This is a genomic window from Paenibacillus thalictri (assembly GCF_004307995.1).
Lineage (GTDB): Bacteria > Bacillota > Bacilli > Paenibacillales > NBRC-103111 > Paenibacillus_AF > Paenibacillus_AF thalictri.
This window is the reverse complement of the sequence record NZ_SIRE01000028.1, coordinates 1-19133: the sequence shown is the minus strand read 5'-3', so window position 1 is coordinate 19133 and position 19133 is coordinate 1. Positions and strand designations below refer to the sequence as shown.

Below are 19133 nucleotides of genomic sequence, written 5' to 3'. Positions count from 1 at the left end.
TTAATTTAGAATAAGGAGTGTTGAAAACGTGAAAAAACAATAGTTAAAGAAAGCGGGGCAAACGCATGAGCATCAGTTTCCTGCTGGCAATGGATTCCAACCGGGGGATCGGTCTCAATAACAGCTTGCCGTGGCGTCTGCCTGCCGATATGGCTTATGTCAAACGGCTGACGATGGGCCAAACGCTGCTGATGGGGCGCAAAACGTACGACTCGATCGGCAAACCGCTGCCCGGCCGGCGCAATGTTGTCATGACACAGCAGCCGGACTACCGGCCTGAAGGCTGCGAAGTCGTTCATTCGGTGGCGGAGGCGCTCGATAAGTACCAGGACGCAGAGCTTTTTGTTTTTGGCGGTGCGGAAATTTACAAACTATTTATGCCATACGTCGATAAAATGTACATCACCGAGGTAGGGGGCGTGTTCGAGGTGGATACGTGGTTCCCCAAGATGGATATGTTGGAGTGGGCTGAGGTGTCCCGCACGCATGGCGCAGTCGACGAGAAAAATAAATATCCGCACGATTTTGTCGTGTACGAGCGGAAGATTAAGGAATAAATTTGGCGTCATTCGCGCATCTTAAGGGATGCTAAAATCGGCGGCAAGCGCCTTGGCTGCTTCATCGGCCCGGCGTGAACGCCAATACGCTACCTTGGAGGATCAGCGCATATGACACAAGAACAGCAGCACCAAATGCCGGAGCGGCATGCCATCGATAACGCCGAGAAGGCCATTTCCATGGCCCAATATGCCGAGCAGGAAATCGAGCGGGCAAGGGAAGCTTCCGATCCGCACAAGCTGCAGGCGGCGCTTGGCAAGCTGCAAACCGCGCAAAGGGAAGTAAGAGAAGCGCAAGAGCAGCTTTCCGCTCAAGAGGACGGACATCATCATCAGGAACTTGTCCAAGTGGAGGAGCAGACCGTATCCGCCCTGCAAAATATCGACAGCGCCGAAGATGAGTCGCTGCAGCCCAAGCAGGTTCGCTAAGCCCCTAAGGCAGGCAAGCTGAAGCTTGGCGTCAACACGGATTCCGCCGATCGGTTGGACTCCGTGTTTTTTTGCGCCCGAATTTGCTTATTTGTGTTAATATGAAATAGTTGCTGATATTCGTTATAGTGCAAATTCAAAAAGTCGGCTTTTCAGCACCGAGAAAACTTCGTGATCCAAAGTTGACTTTTAGAATAACCTCTTATAGAAACGGTGAGGGATGAGTAATGGTCGAGCATTTGGTATTGTTTAAATTGAAGGAAGAAACGACAGAAGAAGAAAAGCTGCATATTGTGGAAACGCTGAAGCAGCTCTCTGGGATGGACGGAATAGCGGCTTTTTCCGCGGGCCTCAACCATTCTCAAGAGGGAAAAAGCCAAGGTTTTGAAGTCGGCATGCGTATCGGGTTTCATACACGCGAGGCGCTGGACGCCTATTTGCCGCACCCGATGCATACGTCAACCGTCGATAAAATAAGAAGGCATTTTGCCGATGTCATCGTGCTGGATTACACCTGGTAGTCCGGAGATAAATGCGCAGGGGATAGGGACGGGGCAAGCCAGCGGTAACCGCAATAGCCGCCGCTAACCGGGAGGAGAACGGCATGATCAATTGGTTCAGAACGATATTTATGGCAGGGTTGTCGGCAATTGTCGCGCTGCTGCTTGTGACGCATACCATTGCGCCGACGTTTGGAAACGAAGCGCTTCTCTCTATCGTCATTGCATTTTTTGCAATTTTTTTCGCAGCGAGATAAGCTTTGCTCCGCAGGATAAAAAAAAGAGCCCGGAATCATCCGGGCCGTCGAAAAATGTATATAAGTGAGGATAGGTACATTATATAAGCCCCACCTTAAAGCAAAATGAAAGAAAGCTGAAATTTTGCTTAAAAATGGATGTTTGTTCATGACGTTTCCGTTCAACCTTTCTTTGAGCCGCTATTGCGGCGGAGAAAGGTTTTTTTGCGTACGCCCGGCCGGACGCGCTTGCCGCAGAAGGGCGGCGGCTTGGCTCAGTAGCCATGCGGTGAGCACGGAGCCCGAAGCGCACAGCGCAAACGAGAGGATCGTCCGCAGCGTTGTGTTTGCGCCCGGCAGCAGCAGGTCGGCGATCCAGGTGGACCCGCCCAGCACAAGCGCATGCGCCAAATACGCAGTGTAGGAATGGCGGCCGATCAAATCCGAAAGACGGCGAAGCTTGCCGCCGGCCCAGCGGGTGAATTCGGCCGCCGCCAGATGCATCGCCGGGATGGAGACAATCAGGAACGAAGCCATAAGCGGCTGCAGCAGCAGCGTGTCGTCATAATGAATGACGAGATCAGGTTGAAAGCGGAAATGGCTGACGACAACATAAAACATGACGGCGAGATAGACGCCGTATACCGTAATAATCGCAGCTTTCCGGCGCTGCAGCCATGCCTTCCAACGCTCCATGTATAATCCTGCTGCGGCCCCCATGATAAAGTAATAGATGAACAACAGCGAATTGCGGTCGATATAAGCGGTGAACAGGTCGGATAACACCGGGATGTGCCAGGTTCCGAAAGCATTGCTTATCGCTGCGGTTTCTCCGGTCAGCCAGATGTAGGCGGCAGCCAGTATCGTCAGCGCAGCGGCTCCGGCGGTTCCCGCTCCGATCCGGCGGGCGATCGGCAGAATGACATACCGCAAGGCGGGAAAGATCAGGTACAGTTGAAAGATCATAACGACATACCACAGGTGGTACGAAGCTTTCCCGGTAATCAGGAGCAAACCGAGCTGCTTCCAATCTTCCCAGGAACCCAAAGTCAGGCTGTTGTAGGCGACGCCAAACAAGACGACCCATGGGGCATACGGCAGCAGTATGTCTTTACAGCGCTTGAGTACAAAGCGGCCGTAATGGACTCCTCCTTCATAGTTGTAAAATAATACCAATCCGGTGATAAAAATAAATACAGGCACCGCAAACTTGGCAAGCAGCAGCAACATGCCAAGCAGCACGCCGTCAGCCAGCCGCGATTCCGGCAAATAAGCGTAATGCCCGATGGCATGCTGCAGCACGACAGCCAAAAAAGCAAACGCCCTCAGCGCGTCAATTTCTTCAAGTTTTTGTTTTTTCATGTTTCCGATAGTACTTCATTTGTATAACAGCGTCAATATGAGTATCGTTTTCACAGTCAAATGGGAAGCTAAATTCCACAACGGCGTGCAAACTTTTCAACTTTATTTCCCGGGCAGCTTGGGCTACAATCGGATAAAGCGGGTTTTACTCCGAGAAAGTCGAAAATGAAACCGAAGGTGATTGCGATGAATAAGCTGGGAGCAGCAATTGTCGGCTGCGGGTCCATATCCGGAGTGCATTTGAAGGCGTTATCCGGACTAGAATTAGCGGAGCTGAAGCTCGTTGTCGATACCGACGAGGAGCTGGCGAAGCGCACCGCAGAACAATACGGCTGCGAGTACACAACCGATTACAAGGAGCTTTTTGGGCGCAGCGACGTTCAGGTTGTCCATTTGTGCACGCCTCACTTTTTGCATTCGCCGATGGCGGTGGAGCTGCTTGCCGCAGGCAAACATGTGCTGACGGAAAAGCCGATGGCTGAGAATAAAGCAGCCGCAGCCCGCCTGATCGAAGCGGCGGAGAATAGCCAGGATGCGCAGCTTGGCGTTATTTTTCAAAACCGTTATAATCCCGCATCGCAGCTGTTGAAGCAATATGTCGATCAGAACCGTCTGGGCAAGCTGCTTTGCATGAAAGGACTTGTAACTTGGTTCAGAGATGCCGGTTATTATAAGACGGCTTGGAAAGGCAAGTGGGCTACCGAAGGCGGCGGCGTGCTGATTAACCAGGCGATTCATACGCTGGATCTGATTCAATGGTTGGGCGGAGAAATCTCCTCGATCAAGGGTTCGGTCTCCACCGATTCGCTCGAAGGGGTAATTGAAGTGGAAGATTCGGCGCATGCGCTGATCCGTTTCACGAGCGGGGCAAGAGCGATTTTTTACGCGACCAACGCTTATTTGAAAAACTCGCCGGTCGAGCTGGAAGTCGTATTCGAGCAAGGGACGCTGTATATGCGCGGCGATTACTTGTACCTGCAGCAGGACGGCGAAGAGACACTGTTGTGTGAGCCGGCTGTCAACGATTTGGGAGAAAAGTCGTATTGGGGCGTAAGCCATACGGTGCAAATTCGCGATTTTTACGAGCATGTGCTGGCTGGTAATAAGTTCTGGATCGATGCCCGCGAAGGCGTCAAGGCCGTAAATATCGTCATGGATATTTACGAATCGTCACGGCTGCAGAAAGAAGTGCCGTTTGCCGTAACATTATCTTAATTTTCAAGCAGAGTTGCTCTTTATATGCATAGAAAAAGCTGTCTCGCCTTATGGGCGAAAGACAGCTTTTTTGTATGCCGGGATATGGAGGCCGGAAGTTGCATGGCGTATCCGATTCGCGCGTGCGCCGGCTTATTGGGACAATTTACCCAAGAAATCGGCGACTTTGGTTTCATATGCTTCGGGAGCAGCCGGATGAGAGCGGACATGCCCTTCGTTTTCCGTTTTCCACAGCTCAAACTTATCGGGATGCCGGCTTGCGATCGCTTCGCTGTTGGAGATCGGGATCGAGTGATCGTTGACGCTGTGAATGAACAGAGCCGGCCGCGGATACAGTGCATCGGCCGCTTTGATGGCATCCACTTGCTCCGGATCGATGCCCGTAAGCGGCGGGATGATGTTCAGAATGAGCGGTGTAAACGGAAAATTCGGCAAATGCGACCAAACCGGCAAATTTTCCTGCAAATACGGCTTCAGTTGGCTGAACGGGCTGTCTGCGACGATGCCGGCGACGGAAGGTTCTTCCGCAGCGGCCATGAGGGCTGTCGTGGCTCCCATGGAGAACCCGATGATCCCGATAATGCCTTCCGGTTTCTTCGTCTTGACCCAATCCATGGCGCCAAGCAAGTCGCTTTTCTCAAAATAACCGACCGAAGTCACGTTGCCTTCCGAATTGCCCGAATTGCGGAAATCGAACATCAGCACATCGTATCCTTGCTTCACGAGAAACTGCGCAAGCGGCAAGGCTTGGGAAGGCGACTGCAGCCGATTTTCGCGATAGCCGTGAGCCATCACGACGGTCATCCGGCTGCGCGGTTCGGCTCCGGCAAGATACCAGCCCTGGAGCGATACGTCATGCCGGCGGCTCGGGAACTGTACGTTTTCGTAAGCGATCCCGTAATGGTCCGGCGTTTCGGTAAGCGGGCTGCGCTGCGGGTGCGTCAAACTCCACCCTACAAAAGCGGCAATGCCTATACTGAGCAGACAGAGCGCCAGCACAGCCGACACAATAACGATGACGATCGGTGCCATCCTGGGCGGCAACCTCCTTCGGCTGTTCATTCTGGAAATGGTAGGGGTAGGTCTCATGGGTTAAGATCCTTTCTAGAAGGTGAACGTTAAAGCTCATTATACCGCAGATGTCAACACGGCGCTCTTTACCGGGGATGCGAGTCCCGAAAACTTTTGCCGGGCCGGTATAATCGTCCAAGCAAAAGCATCCGCGAATCCGTAATGTATAACAGATTCACGGAGAGGAGGCTTAAGCTAATGAGCTATGCTGGTACTGGATTGTGGACTTCGACGGCTGTCATTTTGGTGCTCTTCATTTTGCTTGTTATCATAAGTCGCGCGGTATGGTGATCTGACTTGATCATATGACCCCAAATGCCATCGGTTCCCCCCCACCCGGTGGCATTTTCCCGCTCGTTTTTACTATTATACTCAGGTGAGGTGAATAACAATGAAGCCGTTGGCAACTTTTCCATATTCCGAACAAGCGCTTTCTCCCCATTGCGGCGAACCGGTGGTGGCTGTGCTGCAGACGGGCGAAGTTGTGGCCGGAGTGATCGATAAGGTCCACGGAGGGCAGCTTATACTGAAGCCGCTTCAATTGAAGCCGGCTTGGGTGAAGAGCATCCGCCAATCGCTGATGGCTCAGCCGCACGTCAAAACGCTCATCCAGAAAAAGAAACGCCCGTCCGGAAAACAAGCGAAAGCGCAGACCCGCGCATTTGGCTTCGGATATCCCGGAATCGGAGCGGGATTTGGTTTTGGCGGCGCGCTTGTGCTTTCTTTATTGGTATTGGCCGCGCTGTTTGTGTTTCCATTCTGGATCTAGATGAGCAGCCATCGCTACCACGATCTATTGGCGCTGCTCGGCGAAGGAAGCGCGCATCCCGGCGGCTTCGCCATGAGCGTAGCGCTGCTCTCCCGTCTCGGTCTTCACGCGGGGATGCGGGTGCTGGACGCGGGATGCGGCACCGGGCGCACCGCCTGTTATATCGCACAGCAATACGGCTGTTCCGTTACGGGCGTCGATGCGCATCCGATGATGATTCGAAAAGCGGTGAAGCGTGCGCGAAGAAGCTCCGTTTCCGTGCAATGGGTTTGCGGAAATGTGCGGGAGCTGCCCTTCCCCGCCGAATCGTTTGATCTTGTTATCGCCGAGTCGGTCACGGTTTTTATGCCGGACAACGAGGCGATCGGCGAGTATGCCCGGGTCCTTAAGCCGCGGGGGCGCATCATGGACCTTGAATTGTGCGCCAGAGGGATGATCCCGGAGGAACAGGTGCGTCTGATCTACGGTGCGGCAAAACTTCCGTCCGCTGAAGAGTGGATGAATCGGTACCGGTCCTATGGATTTTCCCGGGTCAAGCTGCTGCGCAACCGCCGGCTCAGCATGCGTCAAACGCTGCGAAGCGAAATCGATTATCCCGACCCGCACCGGTTTGTATCCAAAGGGATCCATAAGCAACCCGGCCTAACCGATACGCTGGCGCTTAACGGCATGTTTCTCGCTGAATACGAAACGTGTCTCGGGCTGGTCGCAATCGAGGCCCGTAAATAGCTCCCGATTAACCCGGATAAAAAAGATAGCGGCATGTCCTACTTGCACCGGACAGGCCGCTTCATCATATGAACAACCTGGTTATCCGGCATGGGAAGCCTGGGTAACCCGGCTTTTTGCGACTTTCAAATAACCGCGGACGTTCTGCAGCTCGCTTTCGCTGACAAAACGCAGCCGCATCGTACCCGCCGCCTCCAAAATATACGATTTCAGCGCGGCTGCACCGCCGCCGATTACATAATAACATTGAATGTCGGGGCATTTTTTCCAACGCTTGCGAATCAATTCGACGATACGTTGTGCGGCGCGGCTGAAGTATTGGTCAACGATGCCTTGAATGCTGGCTTGTCCTTCGCCGATGCGTTGGATCACAAAATCGCGATTTTTCACGCGTTGGACAAGCTTGGCGCGGGTCGGGAACGAATATCCGTAGACGTCCTCTACATCCCTGATAATCGAGTCCAAATACGTGGCAATGCCGAGCTGCTCGCCATAACTGAAATGATTGTCGATGCCCATCCGCCGGATGACCGGCAAATCGGTGGTCAAAGCTCCGATCTCGCATACTCCGATACACCCGCTGTATATCTCATCGTCCCTGACCTGCAGGTTGTCGTGCGTAGCCAAGTTAAACACGGCCGCCGCGCCTTCAATAGAACAAACGGTACGGGTTACGCGAACTTTGACCCGGCGTCCTCTCAACTGCGGTGTCGACATAAACGTCACTTCGTGCTCACCGGTCAGCCTCTTCTCGAACGCTTCGTGGAAACGGGCGAATGTCCGTACGGGAAGGCCCGTGCCCAGCACGTATTCCACCTCATCCATCGGGGAAAGTCCGCCGCCGGCGTAGCTTTGGCTCACAAGCCCCTGATAAGCGAGCGCCGTCAAAGCGACAATCAGGGATTGGTCCGACAACGCTTTGTTATCCGTCTCCTCCAGCTCCAGACTGTCCTCCAATTCCGTGGCCAGCGTGCCGACGAACCAGCGTTTATTGTTTTGCGACAACGCCGGGCTGTACACCACAACGTCGAGCGCCTTCAGCGGAGAATCCTCTTCCTGCAAAATATGTCTGTCGTAGCCTGTCGACACGATATTAGGGATCACTAGCGCATCCTGGGCTCCGTCCAGGACGAGTTTGATGCTGTCGTTTCCTAAGTCGATACCGGCAATTTTATACATCCGTATTCCTCCTAAATGTTTTACGCCAGCCAAGCTGGCTTCATTAAGCGTCCTAAGCGTTCTTTGCAGGGGAACCTGCATGCTATCCGGTCAGTTTTCGGTAAACCCGGTTTCGTCATATATGCTTAAGGAAAAATAGGCCTCCCTCGTAATACCTACTTAATTTCGAGCTTTATGTCCATAATCCCTTGCTACTTTTTTCCTATTTTTACGTGATTTCGACAACATCGGAAGGGATTCCTTAAATTTTGGAGAATACTTGCACATATCACACACAGGAAGAACATGACAACAGTTCCGAGGAGACCGCTATGAAGCTTAATTGGCGAAAAAAGAAGCTCACCTTCGTGATCATTCCGGATGCCCATAGCTCCGCAATTCGGCTGAGAGTGCCGCACTATGTGATCTATACCATCTTGCTGAGCTTGGTGCTGGTTCTGGCCACGATCGTCACGCTGTACCGGTACGAATCCCGGGAAAAGCTGGCGAACGAGCAGTTGGCTACGGAGTTAAGCGGAAGAACGATTCAATTCGATCAGACGCTGGCGGGCAAAAACGAAGCGATCGAGCAGCTGCAAAACGATGTGATCCAGCTTTCCCAGCAAGCGACGGAAATCAAGCAGAAGATGGAGGAAATGAAAACGCTGGAAAAGGACTTGAGGTCGATCACTCAAGGAAGCACGGCAGTTAGTTCGGCAATATCGACAGGCGGTCAAAAAGATGCTTCGGGACTCGGCGGTGTTTATAATCCGGTTTCGGATGAAGAAATCGTCAAACTGTCGGAAGATACCAAGACGTCCTTCACTGCAATGACGGACCAATTGGAGAAGCTGAAGATCAGTTTGGCCAACGTCAAAGAGGAAGTTTTGCAAAAGCAAAAAAAACTGAAGGTGACGCCGACGTTATGGCCGGTCACTTCGCGTGTCATCACTTCTCCGTTCGGGTACCGCAAGGATCCGTTTAACAGCCAGCCCAGCTTTCATTCCGGCATGGATATCGCGGCCCGGCTGAACAGCCCCGTGGTTGCTACGGCCGACGGCATCGTTGTAACGACCGGCTCGGATAGTTCTCATGGAAACAATATTATCATCGATCATTCGAACGGACTAAAGACCTGGTATATGCATCTCAATAAAATCTTGGTTAGCAGAGGCGACACCGTGCAGAAGGGGCAGCAAATTGGTCTGGTCGGCAGTACAGGCCGCAGCACAGGCGCTCATCTCCATTATGAGCTGCTGAAAAACGGCCAAAGTGTAGATCCGTTGCCATATTTAACTGAAAACGGAAAGGATTGAATGAGATGTTTGGGAAAAGAAGATCATCTAACCCGAACTTGACAGATACGCTGATTGGCGAAAGAACGGTGTTTGAAGGCAAAATCAATTCGGATGCCAGCGTGCGGATTGAAGGGAAGGTCACCGGGGATATCGAGTGCAAAGGCGATGTAACCGTAGTGGAAATGGGTTCTGCGCGATCGAATATTAAGGCAAGGGATGTCGTCATTGCCGGGACTTTGAATGGTTCGGTCACCGCCACGGGGAAAGTGACGATCATGTCCAAAGGCAAGCTTTACGGCAATGTGGTAGCCGGCTCTTTTATCATCGACAATGGCGGCATCTTCCAAGGCATGAGTAAAATTGACTCGAGCCGGGCGGCTATGCCTAAGGAAACCTCTCCGGACACGGCGGCGGCACCAGCGGCGGAGAATCGGGTGGAAATGCAGCTGGGTTTCGGCCAAGCTCGCGGCCTGGACCCGACGCCGGAGCATCGGTCGGAAGCGCAGCCGAGCTTCGGCGAGCATCGTGGCTTGGATACAGCGCTGGAGCATCGGGTGGATGATCAGCCGAGCTTTGGACCAGCTCGTGGCTTGGACTCAGCGCCTGAGAATCGATCGGAAGTGCAGCCTAGCTTTGGCCAGCCTCGCGGCTTGGATACGGCGCCGCAGCTTGTTCCGGCTCCGTCCCCCGCGCCGGCTCCGTCTTCGGGAACAACGCCTCAGCCGGGCACGGTGCAACCCGAACCGTTTGGCAACGGGCCGACGGTCGTGTTGTGAACCGGTGAAGCACGCAAAGGTGTACATACTTTCATATTTCGCATGAAGAAACGGGCTGTCTGGCTCGTTTTTTTTGCTGAGGGGGATATGCTGTAATTGTCATAGGCCTCCCGCTTGCCCGATCTGCGGGATTGAAATAAACGAAGCTTTCAGCTATGATTACTGCATTATAAAGGCATACGCCGAGGCAGCATTCATAGGGGGCATACGATGCGAAGATTAGAAGGAAAAAGAATCGCTTTGACCGGTCCGCGGAAAGCGGAGGAACTAAGCGCAGTTGTCGAAAGACTTGGCGGAGTTCCGCTTGTTCGGCCCGCTCAAGGCACGGTAGCCGTCGAGCAAGAGAAAGTGGAGCCGCAGCTCCGGAAACTGCTGGACGAAGGTGCCGATTGGGTGATCCTGACCACCGGAATCGGTACGGAGCTGTTATATAAAGCGGCCGAAAAAATGGGCGAAGCTGCGAAATTTGTAGAACGGCTGCAAGCGGCGTCGATAGCCGCACGAGGCTACAAAACGGTTAATTTTTTGAAAACGCTGGGTTTGAAGCCAGCCGTATGCGACGATGACGGAACGACGGCAGGATTATTGCGGGCCCTTGAGCCTTACGAATTGTCCGGCCAACGCGTCGCGCTGCAGTTATATGGCGACCATGCTCCGAAGCTGGTAGCTTGGCTTGCGGAGAAGGAAACGCATGTTTACGAAATCCTGCCTTATTTGCACGTTCCACCCGACCTGGACGTGTTGGAGAAGCTGATCGGCGAAATTATGGAGGGCAGCATTGATGCGGTTACTTTCACAAGCACGCCGCAGGTCCGGTTTATGATGAAGTATGCAAGGGAGAACGGATACACCGCACGTCTGCTTGAGGCGTTTGCCGGTCCAACGGTTGCTGTGGCTGTGGGCAAGGTAACCGCGGAAGCGCTGCGGGAGGAAGGCATAGAGCGCATTGTCGCTCCGGAAGAAGAACGGATGGGCAGTATGATCGTTTCATTGGCCAAATATTACGAAGGTTTGTCTTAAAGGTTTATCTTAATGGAAAATTTTATGCCCGAATTGGGAAAGCTGTCGTTTATAGACCTTAAAGAAAAACAAGGCCGGTGACGCTTAAAACGCATAGGGAGGCGCTTATGAACGAGCAACCCGTAGTACAGCTGCGCGGAGTGACCAAAAAAATCGGCACCCGTACCATAGTGGACGATCTGAGTTTTGATGTGATGCCCGGAGAAATATTCGGTTTTCTAGGGCCAAACGGCGCGGGGAAAACAACGACGATCCGCATGATGGTCGGCTTGATCTCCATGACATCCGGTGAAGTGACGATTGAAGGGCTCAGTGTCGTTAAGGAATTTGAGCGGGCGATGGTTCGAGTCGGCGCCATTGTGGAGAATCCGGAACTGTACAAATTTATGACCGGATACCAGAACCTCGAGCACTATGCCCGCATGGTGCCCGGCGGAGTGGATAAAGCGCGGATCGATGAAGTGATCGCGCTTGTCAAGCTGGAGCAGCGCATTCAGGATAAAGTGAAGACCTATTCGCTAGGCATGCGGCAGCGGCTTGGCGTGGCCCAGGCCATTCTGCATAAGCCGTCGGTGCTGATTCTCGATGAGCCGACCAACGGTCTCGATCCCGAAGGGATCCGCGAGCTGCGCGATTATTTGCGGCATTTGTCCAGAACCGAAGGCATTGCCGTCATCGTGTCCAGCCATCTGTTATCGGAGATGGAGCTGATGTGCGACCGGGTGGCGATTATCCAGAACGGGAAGCTGCTGGATGTCCGCACCTTCAAGGAAACGCAGGAGGGCGAAGAAGGATTGACGATCCGTTTTGAGCTGGACCCGATAGAGCGGGCCAGAACGATCGCCGCCGGGATGGTCCGTGATGCCGAAATATCGGCGGACGAGCATTCCGTGACGCTGCGGCTGACGCGGGAAATGACAGCGAAGCTGAATGCCGAATTTGTGGCGGCAGGCATTCAGGTGTACGGTATTGGGCAGGTGACCAAATCGCTCGAAGACCAGTTCCTTGAGGTGACAAGGGGGAATCGCATTGTCTAACTCCAGCATGCTTTCATTGATTCAAAATGAGAATATGAAAATTTATTTACGCGCCCGCACATGGATTATGATCGGGCTCATCCCGGTTATTTTGCTCGCATTTGCTATATTGATGAAGTTTGTCATCAAGGGCGGAATCGATCATGTGCTCACCTTTGCCAGTATGAGCACCAACGTCAGCACCCTGGTGCTTATCTTTTCGGTCATCGTGGCGGGGGATATCGTCGCTTCCGAGTTCACCTGGGGGACGATCAAGCTGCTCTTGATCCGCCCGGCCAGCCGCAGTAAAATTTTGCTGTCCAAATATGTGGCTGTAGTGCTGTTTATGCTTGGTATGCTGGTGGTGACGTTAATCTGTTCTTATTTCATCGGGCTTGTGTTTTTTGGCGCCAGCGGGCCGACGGCGGGAAATGTGTCGTTTAGCCGGATATTGGGCGAATATGGATTAAAGGCCGTGGACATGCTGATGGCGGTGACGCTTTCCTTTATGATTTCCAGCGCTTTCCGCAGCAGCTCGTTTGCGATTGGCCTTTCGATGTTCCTCATGTTTATGGCCGATCCGTTTGTCAGGATACTTGCGATGATGCAGTATGGTTGGGTTAAATTTATCCTGTTTGCCAATACGAATCTGGAAGTTTACTTCTTCGGTGGAAAACCGATGCTTCAAGGAATGACGCTCGGATTTTCGGTTACGATGCTCGTCTTGTATTGGATTTTGTTTTACGCTGTAGCATGGCTGCTGTTTACAAGAAGAGATGTAGCCGGGTAAACGGCCGATTTGATATCGCCTCGTTTCAAGCATGTCCGCTAGCTGCAAAGAGCCGTTTCGAAAAGCGAGACGGCTTTTTACTTGCGCTTTTCCAGTAGACTCGGCAAGCTGTGAATGGTATGCTGAGAGCAAATCATGATCAATTGAGGGAACGGGTGCCAATTTCTGCAATTCATTGCAGAGAGGGCTCAAGAGGGAAGCCGGTGAAAATCCGGCACGGTCGCGCCACTGTAAACGGGGAGCTGCCTAGAGGCCACTGCTGCGCGTAAGCGAAGCGGGAAGGCATGGCAATCAGCTTTGATCCGTAAGTCAGGAGACCTGCCTGTTCTGTCGACACCAATTGTGGCCCTACGCGGAATTAGGGAGGTGTATGAAAGCAGCGCATCCCGGTCGACGGTGGACCAAAGGGGAAATTGGGTACAACGGGACAATGCGCAGCCGGATTATACTGAGACCATGGCATCTTCCGCTGGAAGGTGTTTTTTTGTTGAGGACATGTAGGGTTCGCAGGAGTAAGGGGAGGAGAAATACAATGGGGAACAAAAAAGTAAAATCACAGATGGCCAAGCTGCTGCTTGCCACCATGCTGGTCTTGCAGCTGGCGGGCGCTTTCCTGCCGGCCCAAAGGGCAGCGGCGCAAAGCGGCACGATTACGATTGCCGAGGCGATTGAAGACGCTAGCGCGTATTTGCAAGCTCAAAGCAATCTCAGCGATTGGGATGCTTACGCGCTTTGGAAAGCCGGAAAGACTGTGCCATCCAGCTATTTGGCTAAGGTGACGCAGCAGATCAGAACGGCAAACGGCGAATACAGCTCGGTAACCGACTATGCCCGGATTGCGCTGGGCATTCGCGCGGCTGGGGGAGATGCAACAAGCATCCCCAGCGGAAGCAGCAACCCGAGTTACAATCTGATTGAAAAGATATACAACAACGATAAAATGAAAAATCAGGGCAGCAACGGACTTATTTATTCGTTGCTTGCTCTGGACGCCGGCAGCTACGTTATACCGGGAAATGCCGTGTGGACCCAGTCGAAAATCGTAACCGAGCTGCTCGGCGGCCAAAATGCCGACGGCGGCTGGTGCTGTACCGCAGGCGCAAACGCCAGCGGCGTGGACATGACGGCGGCCGCTTTGGCGGCTCTGGCCCCATATAAAAGCGACCCGGCCGTTCAAGCGGCAGGCTCGCGTGCGGTGGCCTGGCTGCAATCGAGACAGCTTTCCAACGGCGGCTATAATGACGGCGGAGAAAATGCGGAGAGCACGGCCCAGGTTATCTTTGGCTTGTCTGCATGGGGCATCGACGCCAAAAGCGGTAATTTCACCAAGCCTGGCGGTGACCCTTTAACCTACTTATTCGGATACAGGCAAAATGACGGCGGTTTTGCGCATCTCAAATCGCTTGTTACCTCTTCCGTCATGGCGACCAATCAGTCGCTTCAAGCGCTTGCGGCATACCATGCGCTAAATGCGGACGGCGGCGTTTATGAGGGCAGCCGCAGGCCCGCGACGGGACCGGGGAATGTGCGCAAAGCGTTTGCGAAAATCCATGTGGAAGGGCCAAACGGCATCATCGCCGAAGGCGCCGTAGAGGCGGCGAATGTATACGAAGGGCTTACCGGCCTGCTGACCCGTGCGGGATATACCGGAAGTCAAGTCGATATAGCCGATTCTGGCTGGATTAACTCTATAGCGGGATATGGTCCTTCAAGCGATTGGTCGAATTATTGGGCGTATAACGTCAAAAGACAAGACGCCTGGGACTTCGCCGGAACCGGCAGCGCCGGCACCAAAGATTATGCGCTGCAGGACGGGGACGACGTTTATGTGTATTATTTTGCGTCGAGTACGCAGTTAGTCGATTCGGTCACCGTTGGGTCGACGGAAAACAACGAATTCCATACAGGTGTTCCCGCAGCAAATAACCCATTTCAAGTCAAGGTAACGCAAATTTTGGCATATTCCGAAAACGGCCCTGCTGCGCCGACGGTGGCTGATAATGTATACGTCAGCATCGGCAGCCAGCGGCAGACGACAAACGCCGGCGGTATCGCCGCTTTTACCGGGCTGAATGAAGGTTCCTATACATTAACCGTATCTGCCGGTGTATATAACGGAGCGCCAAAGCTGGTTTCCTTCAGCAGACAGCTGGATATCGGAATCGGCGCAAGCGTTTCGCTGCAGGTGGAAGGTCCGCAAGCGCCGATTGCGACTGGAACGGCCAAAGGCGTTCATTTGCAGGATGCGCTTACCGGCTTCTTGACAGACAATCATATCGGATATGAAATTACGAGCTCCAGCTACGGCAATTACATCAAAACGATCAACGGTTTTTCCGACTATTGGAACTTTGCCGTATGGCGCCAAGGAGAGCTGCTGCTGCCTCAAGTAAGCATGGCGGATTTCGAATTGAAGCCAAAGGACAAAGTTATTGTTTATTACGGCGGTTTTGCGCCGCCGACGGGCGTAATCAGCTCCGTCGAGCTGTACCCGGCGCTGCCGGCAGATAACGAGCCATTTTCCGTGATTGTGCAGAAGCAGTTGTACAATTGGCAAACAAATGCAAACGAGAATTCGCCTGCTTCCGGCGTTCAGGTGCAAATCGGCTCGCTGATTGCAACAACCAACGAGCAGGGTGTGGCTACTTTCCGAAGCGGCGTTAATGCCGGAAGTTATTCGCTCGCCGTAACCGGATATGTGCCGGACAGCACGCCCAAAGTGGCAAGGGCTGTCCAACCGGTCGTGATCGGCACGGCGGGATACGCCAGTGTGGCGATTGAAGGTTTGCAGAAAACTTTTGCCGCCGGCACAGCCGCCATCGGTACGGATGCAACCGTGGCAGGCGCGATCAAATCGGTGCTTGATGCAAATAATGTCTCGTATGTGATGGAAACCTCAGGTTATGGCCCTTTTCTCAAAAAAGTAGAAAATCTCTCGTTTAGCGAGGAAAACAAAGGGGTCAACGGCTGGAGCTTTGCGGTTAAGCATAACGGCAAGTGGGATTATTCGCCGATGGTTGGCATCGGCGAGTATATGCTACAATCCGGCGATCAATTGCTTGTTTATTATTTGGGATTGGATCCGGTTGATTACAGCGCTAAAACGTTTGTCATTGATTCGGTTGCCTCAAATCCGGAAACAATTTACAGCGGAAACGGCTTCGGCGTTTCAGTGAAAAAAGGTTATTACGATTTTGGCAGAAACGAATCGGTTACAGCGCCGGCAGCTGCCGTTCAAGTTCAAGTCGGCGATAGTAAAGCAACGACGGATGAGTCGGGCGTCGCTTCCTTTAACGGCGTGACGGCGGGAACGTATCCGGTCACCGTAACCGGATACGTCTACGACCAGCTAAGCGGCGCAGGTCCGTCCAAGGTGATTCGCAGCGTCAGCACTTTGACCGTATTACCTCAGCCGACGACAGGCGGGGGCGGAACGACTCCCCCTGGGCCATCCGTTACGATTAGCGTGGAAGGAGATGACAGCCGGGGAACCATCGTTTCGCAGCAAAAGGTGGATTACCAATCGGGAGACAATCCGTATACGGTGCTGACCCGCGTGCTTGGTACCGACCGGGTGGAAACAAAAGGAACGGGCAGCAGTTCCATCTACGTCAGCGGCATTGACGGGCTGCACGAGTTAGACAAAGGTGCCAAAAGCGGCTGGGTTTACGCTGTTAACTGTACCGTGCCGGGCATAGGCGCCGGAAGCTACAGCCTGCGCAGCGGAGACCGGGTCGATTGGCGGTATACCATCAATAATGGCGACGATATTAAAGCTTCGATTTCCAGCTGGTGTGTCATACCGGCCGGCAGTTCGAGCAGTAGCGGCGGCAGCAGCTCGGTAGCCGGACTTCCGGAGTTGAGCAGTCAAGTGCTGGATGGCATCAGCAGGCTTTCCTTTGGTTATGGCAATATGAAAGCCGACAGCATGAAGTTGTTTACCGTGAGTGTGCTGAACGAAAGCTCGAAGATGAGCTTGTCCGCCGCACAGCAGCTGCGTGAGCGGCTTAAGGCCAATCAAGTGGAGCTGGAGCAGGCGGCTGCTGCAGGAATGGCGCAAACCATCGGCGATGCCGAAGGGGAAGTGAAGCTCCGGCTGCCGTCCAATGCGCTGCGATCAGACCAAACCATCGGCATTCGCAAGCTGGATAGCGGTGAAAGAACGGAAGCGGTAAGTGGGATGTTCGAATTCTCGCCTAGCGGCGCACAGTTCGATCAGCCTGTATATATATCGATTACAGCACCACTGGATATCGAACATTTGGACAATTTGGCTTTGGTTTGGCTGAACGAGGAAACGGGCGAATGGATTCCGATTCCGGCGGCGGTAGATGCGGCTACGGGTATTGTTACCGGGGCGGTCAATCATTTTACGAAATTCGCGGTGGTCGATAAAACCAAGCTGGGCGCGGCCGTTCCGGTTAAGATGAATAAACCGGCGCTTGACCTGAGCAAGCAGATTCAAAACGCGGTGAACCGTGTGCTGGCCGATCCGGATATTTCCGACTGGGAAGCTTATGCGCTTGGGACGGCAGGTCAAACGATTCCTGCTTCTTATTTGCAATCTGTGGAAAACACGCTGAACGAAAAGCAGGGAAATCTGCGGCTAGTCACGGATTATGAGCGGATGGCGCTTGGCGTTAAGGCGGCGGGCGGCAACCCGCAGAACATCGCGGGTATTGATCTGATCGAGAAAATATACAATAATGATCGTATGACTGCACAAGGCGTTAATGGGCCGATTTTTGCCGTCATGACGCTGCAAAATGGCCGTTATGCGGTTCCCGCTTCGGCTAAATGGAGCTTGGACAGTTTAATCAAGTGGGTAGTGGAGCGGCAAAATGCCGACGGCAGCTGGTCGCTAGACACTGGCGATGAGCCAAATGTGGATTTGACGGGAATGGCTTTGATCGCACTTTCGGGTCTGCAGGACCGGCCTGAAGTCAAGGCCGCGGCGAATAAGGCGTTGGCTTGGCTTTCGGCGCAGCAGACGGAGACAGGCGGGTTTAAGCTGGTCGGGCTGGAGAACAGCGAAAGCGCGGCATGGGCGCTGATGGCCGGGACGGCTTACGGCATTCCGGCTGCGGACGCGCGATTTACAAAATCGGGCGGGAATACGCTGACTCATCTGCTGGGTTACCAGCAGGCCGACGGAGGTTTTGCGCATACAAAAGGCGACCCTAGCGGCGACATACCGACAGAGCAAGCTTTGCTGGCGCTGGCGATGTACCAGAACGCCTTTGGGACTGCTTTGGATGCAGGCTCCGGGGCGGCCGTGAGCGCTGCCGTATTCACTGATGCTTCCGACATATCCGGTTGGGCGCGCGATTATGTGCAGCGTGCGCGGCAATACGGCTTGATGGAAGGCGTAGAGGCTAATCGTTTTGAACCGAAGAAGCAATTGACCCGGGCAGAGCTTGTCGCTTTGGTGCTGCGGCTGATGGGAGAAAAGCCGGACCTAGCGGCGCAAAGCGGCTTTGCCGATGTGAAACCGGGCAGTTGGTATGGCGCATATATCGCCAAAGCGGCGGAGAAAGGCATTGTGCAAGGAGTCACCAGTCAGGCGTTTGCGCCTGAGAACACAATGTCGAGACAAGATATGGCGATTGTGCTGGCCCGTGCTTTTAATCTGAAGGCGGCGGGAGACGGCTCGCAGTTTAAAGATATTAGCCAGGCGTACGACCGGGCTGAGCTGGCGATCAGCGCCGTTCAGGAATTTGGGTTTATGGAAGGCGACGAACAGGGCAATTTCCAGCCGAATGCAGGTATGACCCGCGAGATGGCGGCTGCTGTCGCCGTGCGGGTATATGAGAAAAAAATCGGCAAGTAGGCTGCAGATAAGCAAGATGAAGATAATTCCTTATGAATTCGCACGGACATAAAGCGCCAAGCGGCGGAGAATTAAATAGTAGTGCAAACGAATCATTTTTTAAACGAATCTTCTTAAAACGAATAATCGGCGGAGGGCTCCATTATGAAGCCCTTTGTTCCATTTCTATTGTGTGGGGTGATCATCATGAGAAGACCGACATGGCTTATCGCCGCCGGACTGGCGGCGATGCTGGCGCTGGCCGGCTGCGCGGACGACCCGGCCGCTCCGGCCGGCACGGCCAGCCCGGCGGCACAGCCGCCGCCAGCGCAGGCGCAAGCCCCGCAATCCGCGGGGCAGAGCCTGCCGCCGGCCGCGGGCGCCGGCGACACGGGCGG

The 19133-nt window shown here is 53.6% G+C and carries 18 protein-coding genes and 1 riboswitch; of the genes, 15 read left to right on the top strand and 3 right to left on the bottom strand.

The annotated features are described in order from the left end of the window. Window positions 1-65 precede the first annotated feature (65 nt). The 4 genes from EYB31_RS31385 (at window position 66) to EYB31_RS40445 (ending at window position 1743) form a co-directional block, all read left to right on the top strand. Window positions 66-557 (top strand): dihydrofolate reductase, encoded by a 492-nt coding sequence (locus tag EYB31_RS31385; RefSeq protein WP_131017451.1) that lies wholly within the window; start codon window positions 66-68, stop codon window positions 555-557. A 111-nt stretch (window positions 558-668) separates the two neighbouring features. Further along, a complete protein-coding gene (locus EYB31_RS31380; RefSeq protein ID WP_131017450.1) occupies window positions 669-986 on the top strand; it encodes a hypothetical protein in 318 nt (105 codons plus the stop codon). Window positions 987-1213: 227 nt separating this feature from the next. Next, entirely contained in the window at window positions 1214-1507 is a 294-nt protein-coding gene (locus tag EYB31_RS31375) for a Dabb family protein (protein WP_131017449.1), read from the top strand. Between the two features lie 83 nt (window positions 1508-1590). Further along, window positions 1591-1743: a hypothetical protein gene (locus EYB31_RS40445; protein WP_165452711.1), complete on the top strand. Its 153-nt coding sequence runs from the start codon at window positions 1591-1593 to the stop codon at window positions 1741-1743. 180 nt (window positions 1744-1923) lie between these two features. Here the strand turns inward: EYB31_RS40445 and EYB31_RS31370 are convergent, their stop codons facing one another. After that, the gene (locus EYB31_RS31370) at window positions 1924-3084 is read right to left on the bottom strand and encodes an acyltransferase (RefSeq protein ID WP_131017448.1); all 1161 of its coding nucleotides are present in this window, start codon (window positions 3082-3084) and stop codon (window positions 1924-1926) included. A gap of 165 nt (window positions 3085-3249) precedes the next feature. On the opposite strand from EYB31_RS31370, the gene EYB31_RS31365 reads away from it, so the two are divergent. Continuing rightward, window positions 3250-4299, top strand: a complete 1050-nt coding sequence (locus EYB31_RS31365; protein ID WP_240763079.1) for a Gfo/Idh/MocA family protein — start codon at window positions 3250-3252, stop codon at window positions 4297-4299. A gap of 132 nt (window positions 4300-4431) precedes the next feature. Here EYB31_RS31365 and EYB31_RS31360 read toward each other — a convergent pair whose 3' ends face one another. Next, window positions 4432-5331, bottom strand: coding sequence for an alpha/beta hydrolase (locus tag EYB31_RS31360; protein WP_131017447.1), 900 nt, complete (start codon window positions 5329-5331; stop codon window positions 4432-4434). Window positions 5332-5568: 237 nt separating this feature from the next. On the opposite strand from EYB31_RS31360, the gene EYB31_RS41050 reads away from it, so the two are divergent. The 3 genes from EYB31_RS41050 to EYB31_RS31345 all read left to right on the top strand — a co-directional run bounded on the left by EYB31_RS41050 (window position 5569) and on the right by EYB31_RS31345 (window position 6868). Next, a complete protein-coding gene (locus tag EYB31_RS41050; protein ID WP_131017446.1) occupies window positions 5569-5661 on the top strand; it encodes a YjcZ family sporulation protein in 93 nt (30 codons plus the stop codon). A gap of 100 nt (window positions 5662-5761) precedes the next feature. Next, window positions 5762-6139, top strand: coding sequence for a hypothetical protein (locus tag EYB31_RS31350; RefSeq protein ID WP_131017445.1), 378 nt, complete (start codon window positions 5762-5764; stop codon window positions 6137-6139). After that, entirely contained in the window at window positions 6140-6868 is a 729-nt protein-coding gene (locus EYB31_RS31345) for a class I SAM-dependent methyltransferase (RefSeq protein WP_131017444.1), read from the top strand. Window positions 6869-6949: 81 nt separating this feature from the next. Here the strand turns inward: EYB31_RS31345 and EYB31_RS31340 are convergent, their stop codons facing one another. Further along, window positions 6950-8047, bottom strand: coding sequence for a ParM/StbA family protein (locus EYB31_RS31340; RefSeq protein WP_131017443.1), 1098 nt, complete (start codon window positions 8045-8047; stop codon window positions 6950-6952). 311 nt (window positions 8048-8358) lie between these two features. Between EYB31_RS31340 and EYB31_RS31335 the strand changes: the two genes are divergently transcribed. The 7 genes from EYB31_RS31335 to EYB31_RS31305 all read left to right on the top strand — a co-directional run. Continuing rightward, window positions 8359-9342, top strand: a complete 984-nt coding sequence (locus EYB31_RS31335; RefSeq protein WP_131017442.1) for a M23 family metallopeptidase — start codon at window positions 8359-8361, stop codon at window positions 9340-9342. A gap of 5 nt (window positions 9343-9347) precedes the next feature. Beyond that, a complete protein-coding gene (locus EYB31_RS31330) occupies window positions 9348-10100 on the top strand; it encodes a bactofilin family protein (protein ID WP_131017441.1) in 753 nt (250 codons plus the stop codon). 210 nt (window positions 10101-10310) lie between these two features. Further along, complete coding sequence (locus tag EYB31_RS31325) at window positions 10311-11120, top strand: uroporphyrinogen-III synthase (protein WP_131017440.1); 810 nt, start codon at window positions 10311-10313, stop codon at window positions 11118-11120. 107 nt (window positions 11121-11227) lie between these two features. Further along, the gene (locus tag EYB31_RS31320; protein ID WP_131017439.1) at window positions 11228-12157 is read left to right on the top strand and encodes an ABC transporter ATP-binding protein; all 930 of its coding nucleotides are present in this window, start codon (window positions 11228-11230) and stop codon (window positions 12155-12157) included. After that, window positions 12150-12926: an ABC transporter permease gene (locus EYB31_RS31315; protein ID WP_240763077.1), complete on the top strand. Its 777-nt coding sequence runs from the start codon at window positions 12150-12152 to the stop codon at window positions 12924-12926. Before EYB31_RS31320 ends, EYB31_RS31315 begins: the two co-directional genes overlap by 8 nt. Window positions 12927-13062: 136 nt before the next feature. Then, window positions 13063-13266: riboswitch (cobalamin riboswitch) on the top strand. Between the two features lie 192 nt (window positions 13267-13458). Next, the gene (locus tag EYB31_RS31310; RefSeq protein WP_165452710.1) at window positions 13459-18756 is read left to right on the top strand and encodes an S-layer homology domain-containing protein; all 5298 of its coding nucleotides are present in this window, start codon (window positions 13459-13461) and stop codon (window positions 18754-18756) included. A 144-nt stretch (window positions 18757-18900) separates the two neighbouring features. Next, the coding region (locus EYB31_RS31305; protein WP_476703872.1) for a hypothetical protein at window positions 18901-19133 on the top strand (233 nt) is incomplete at its 3' end.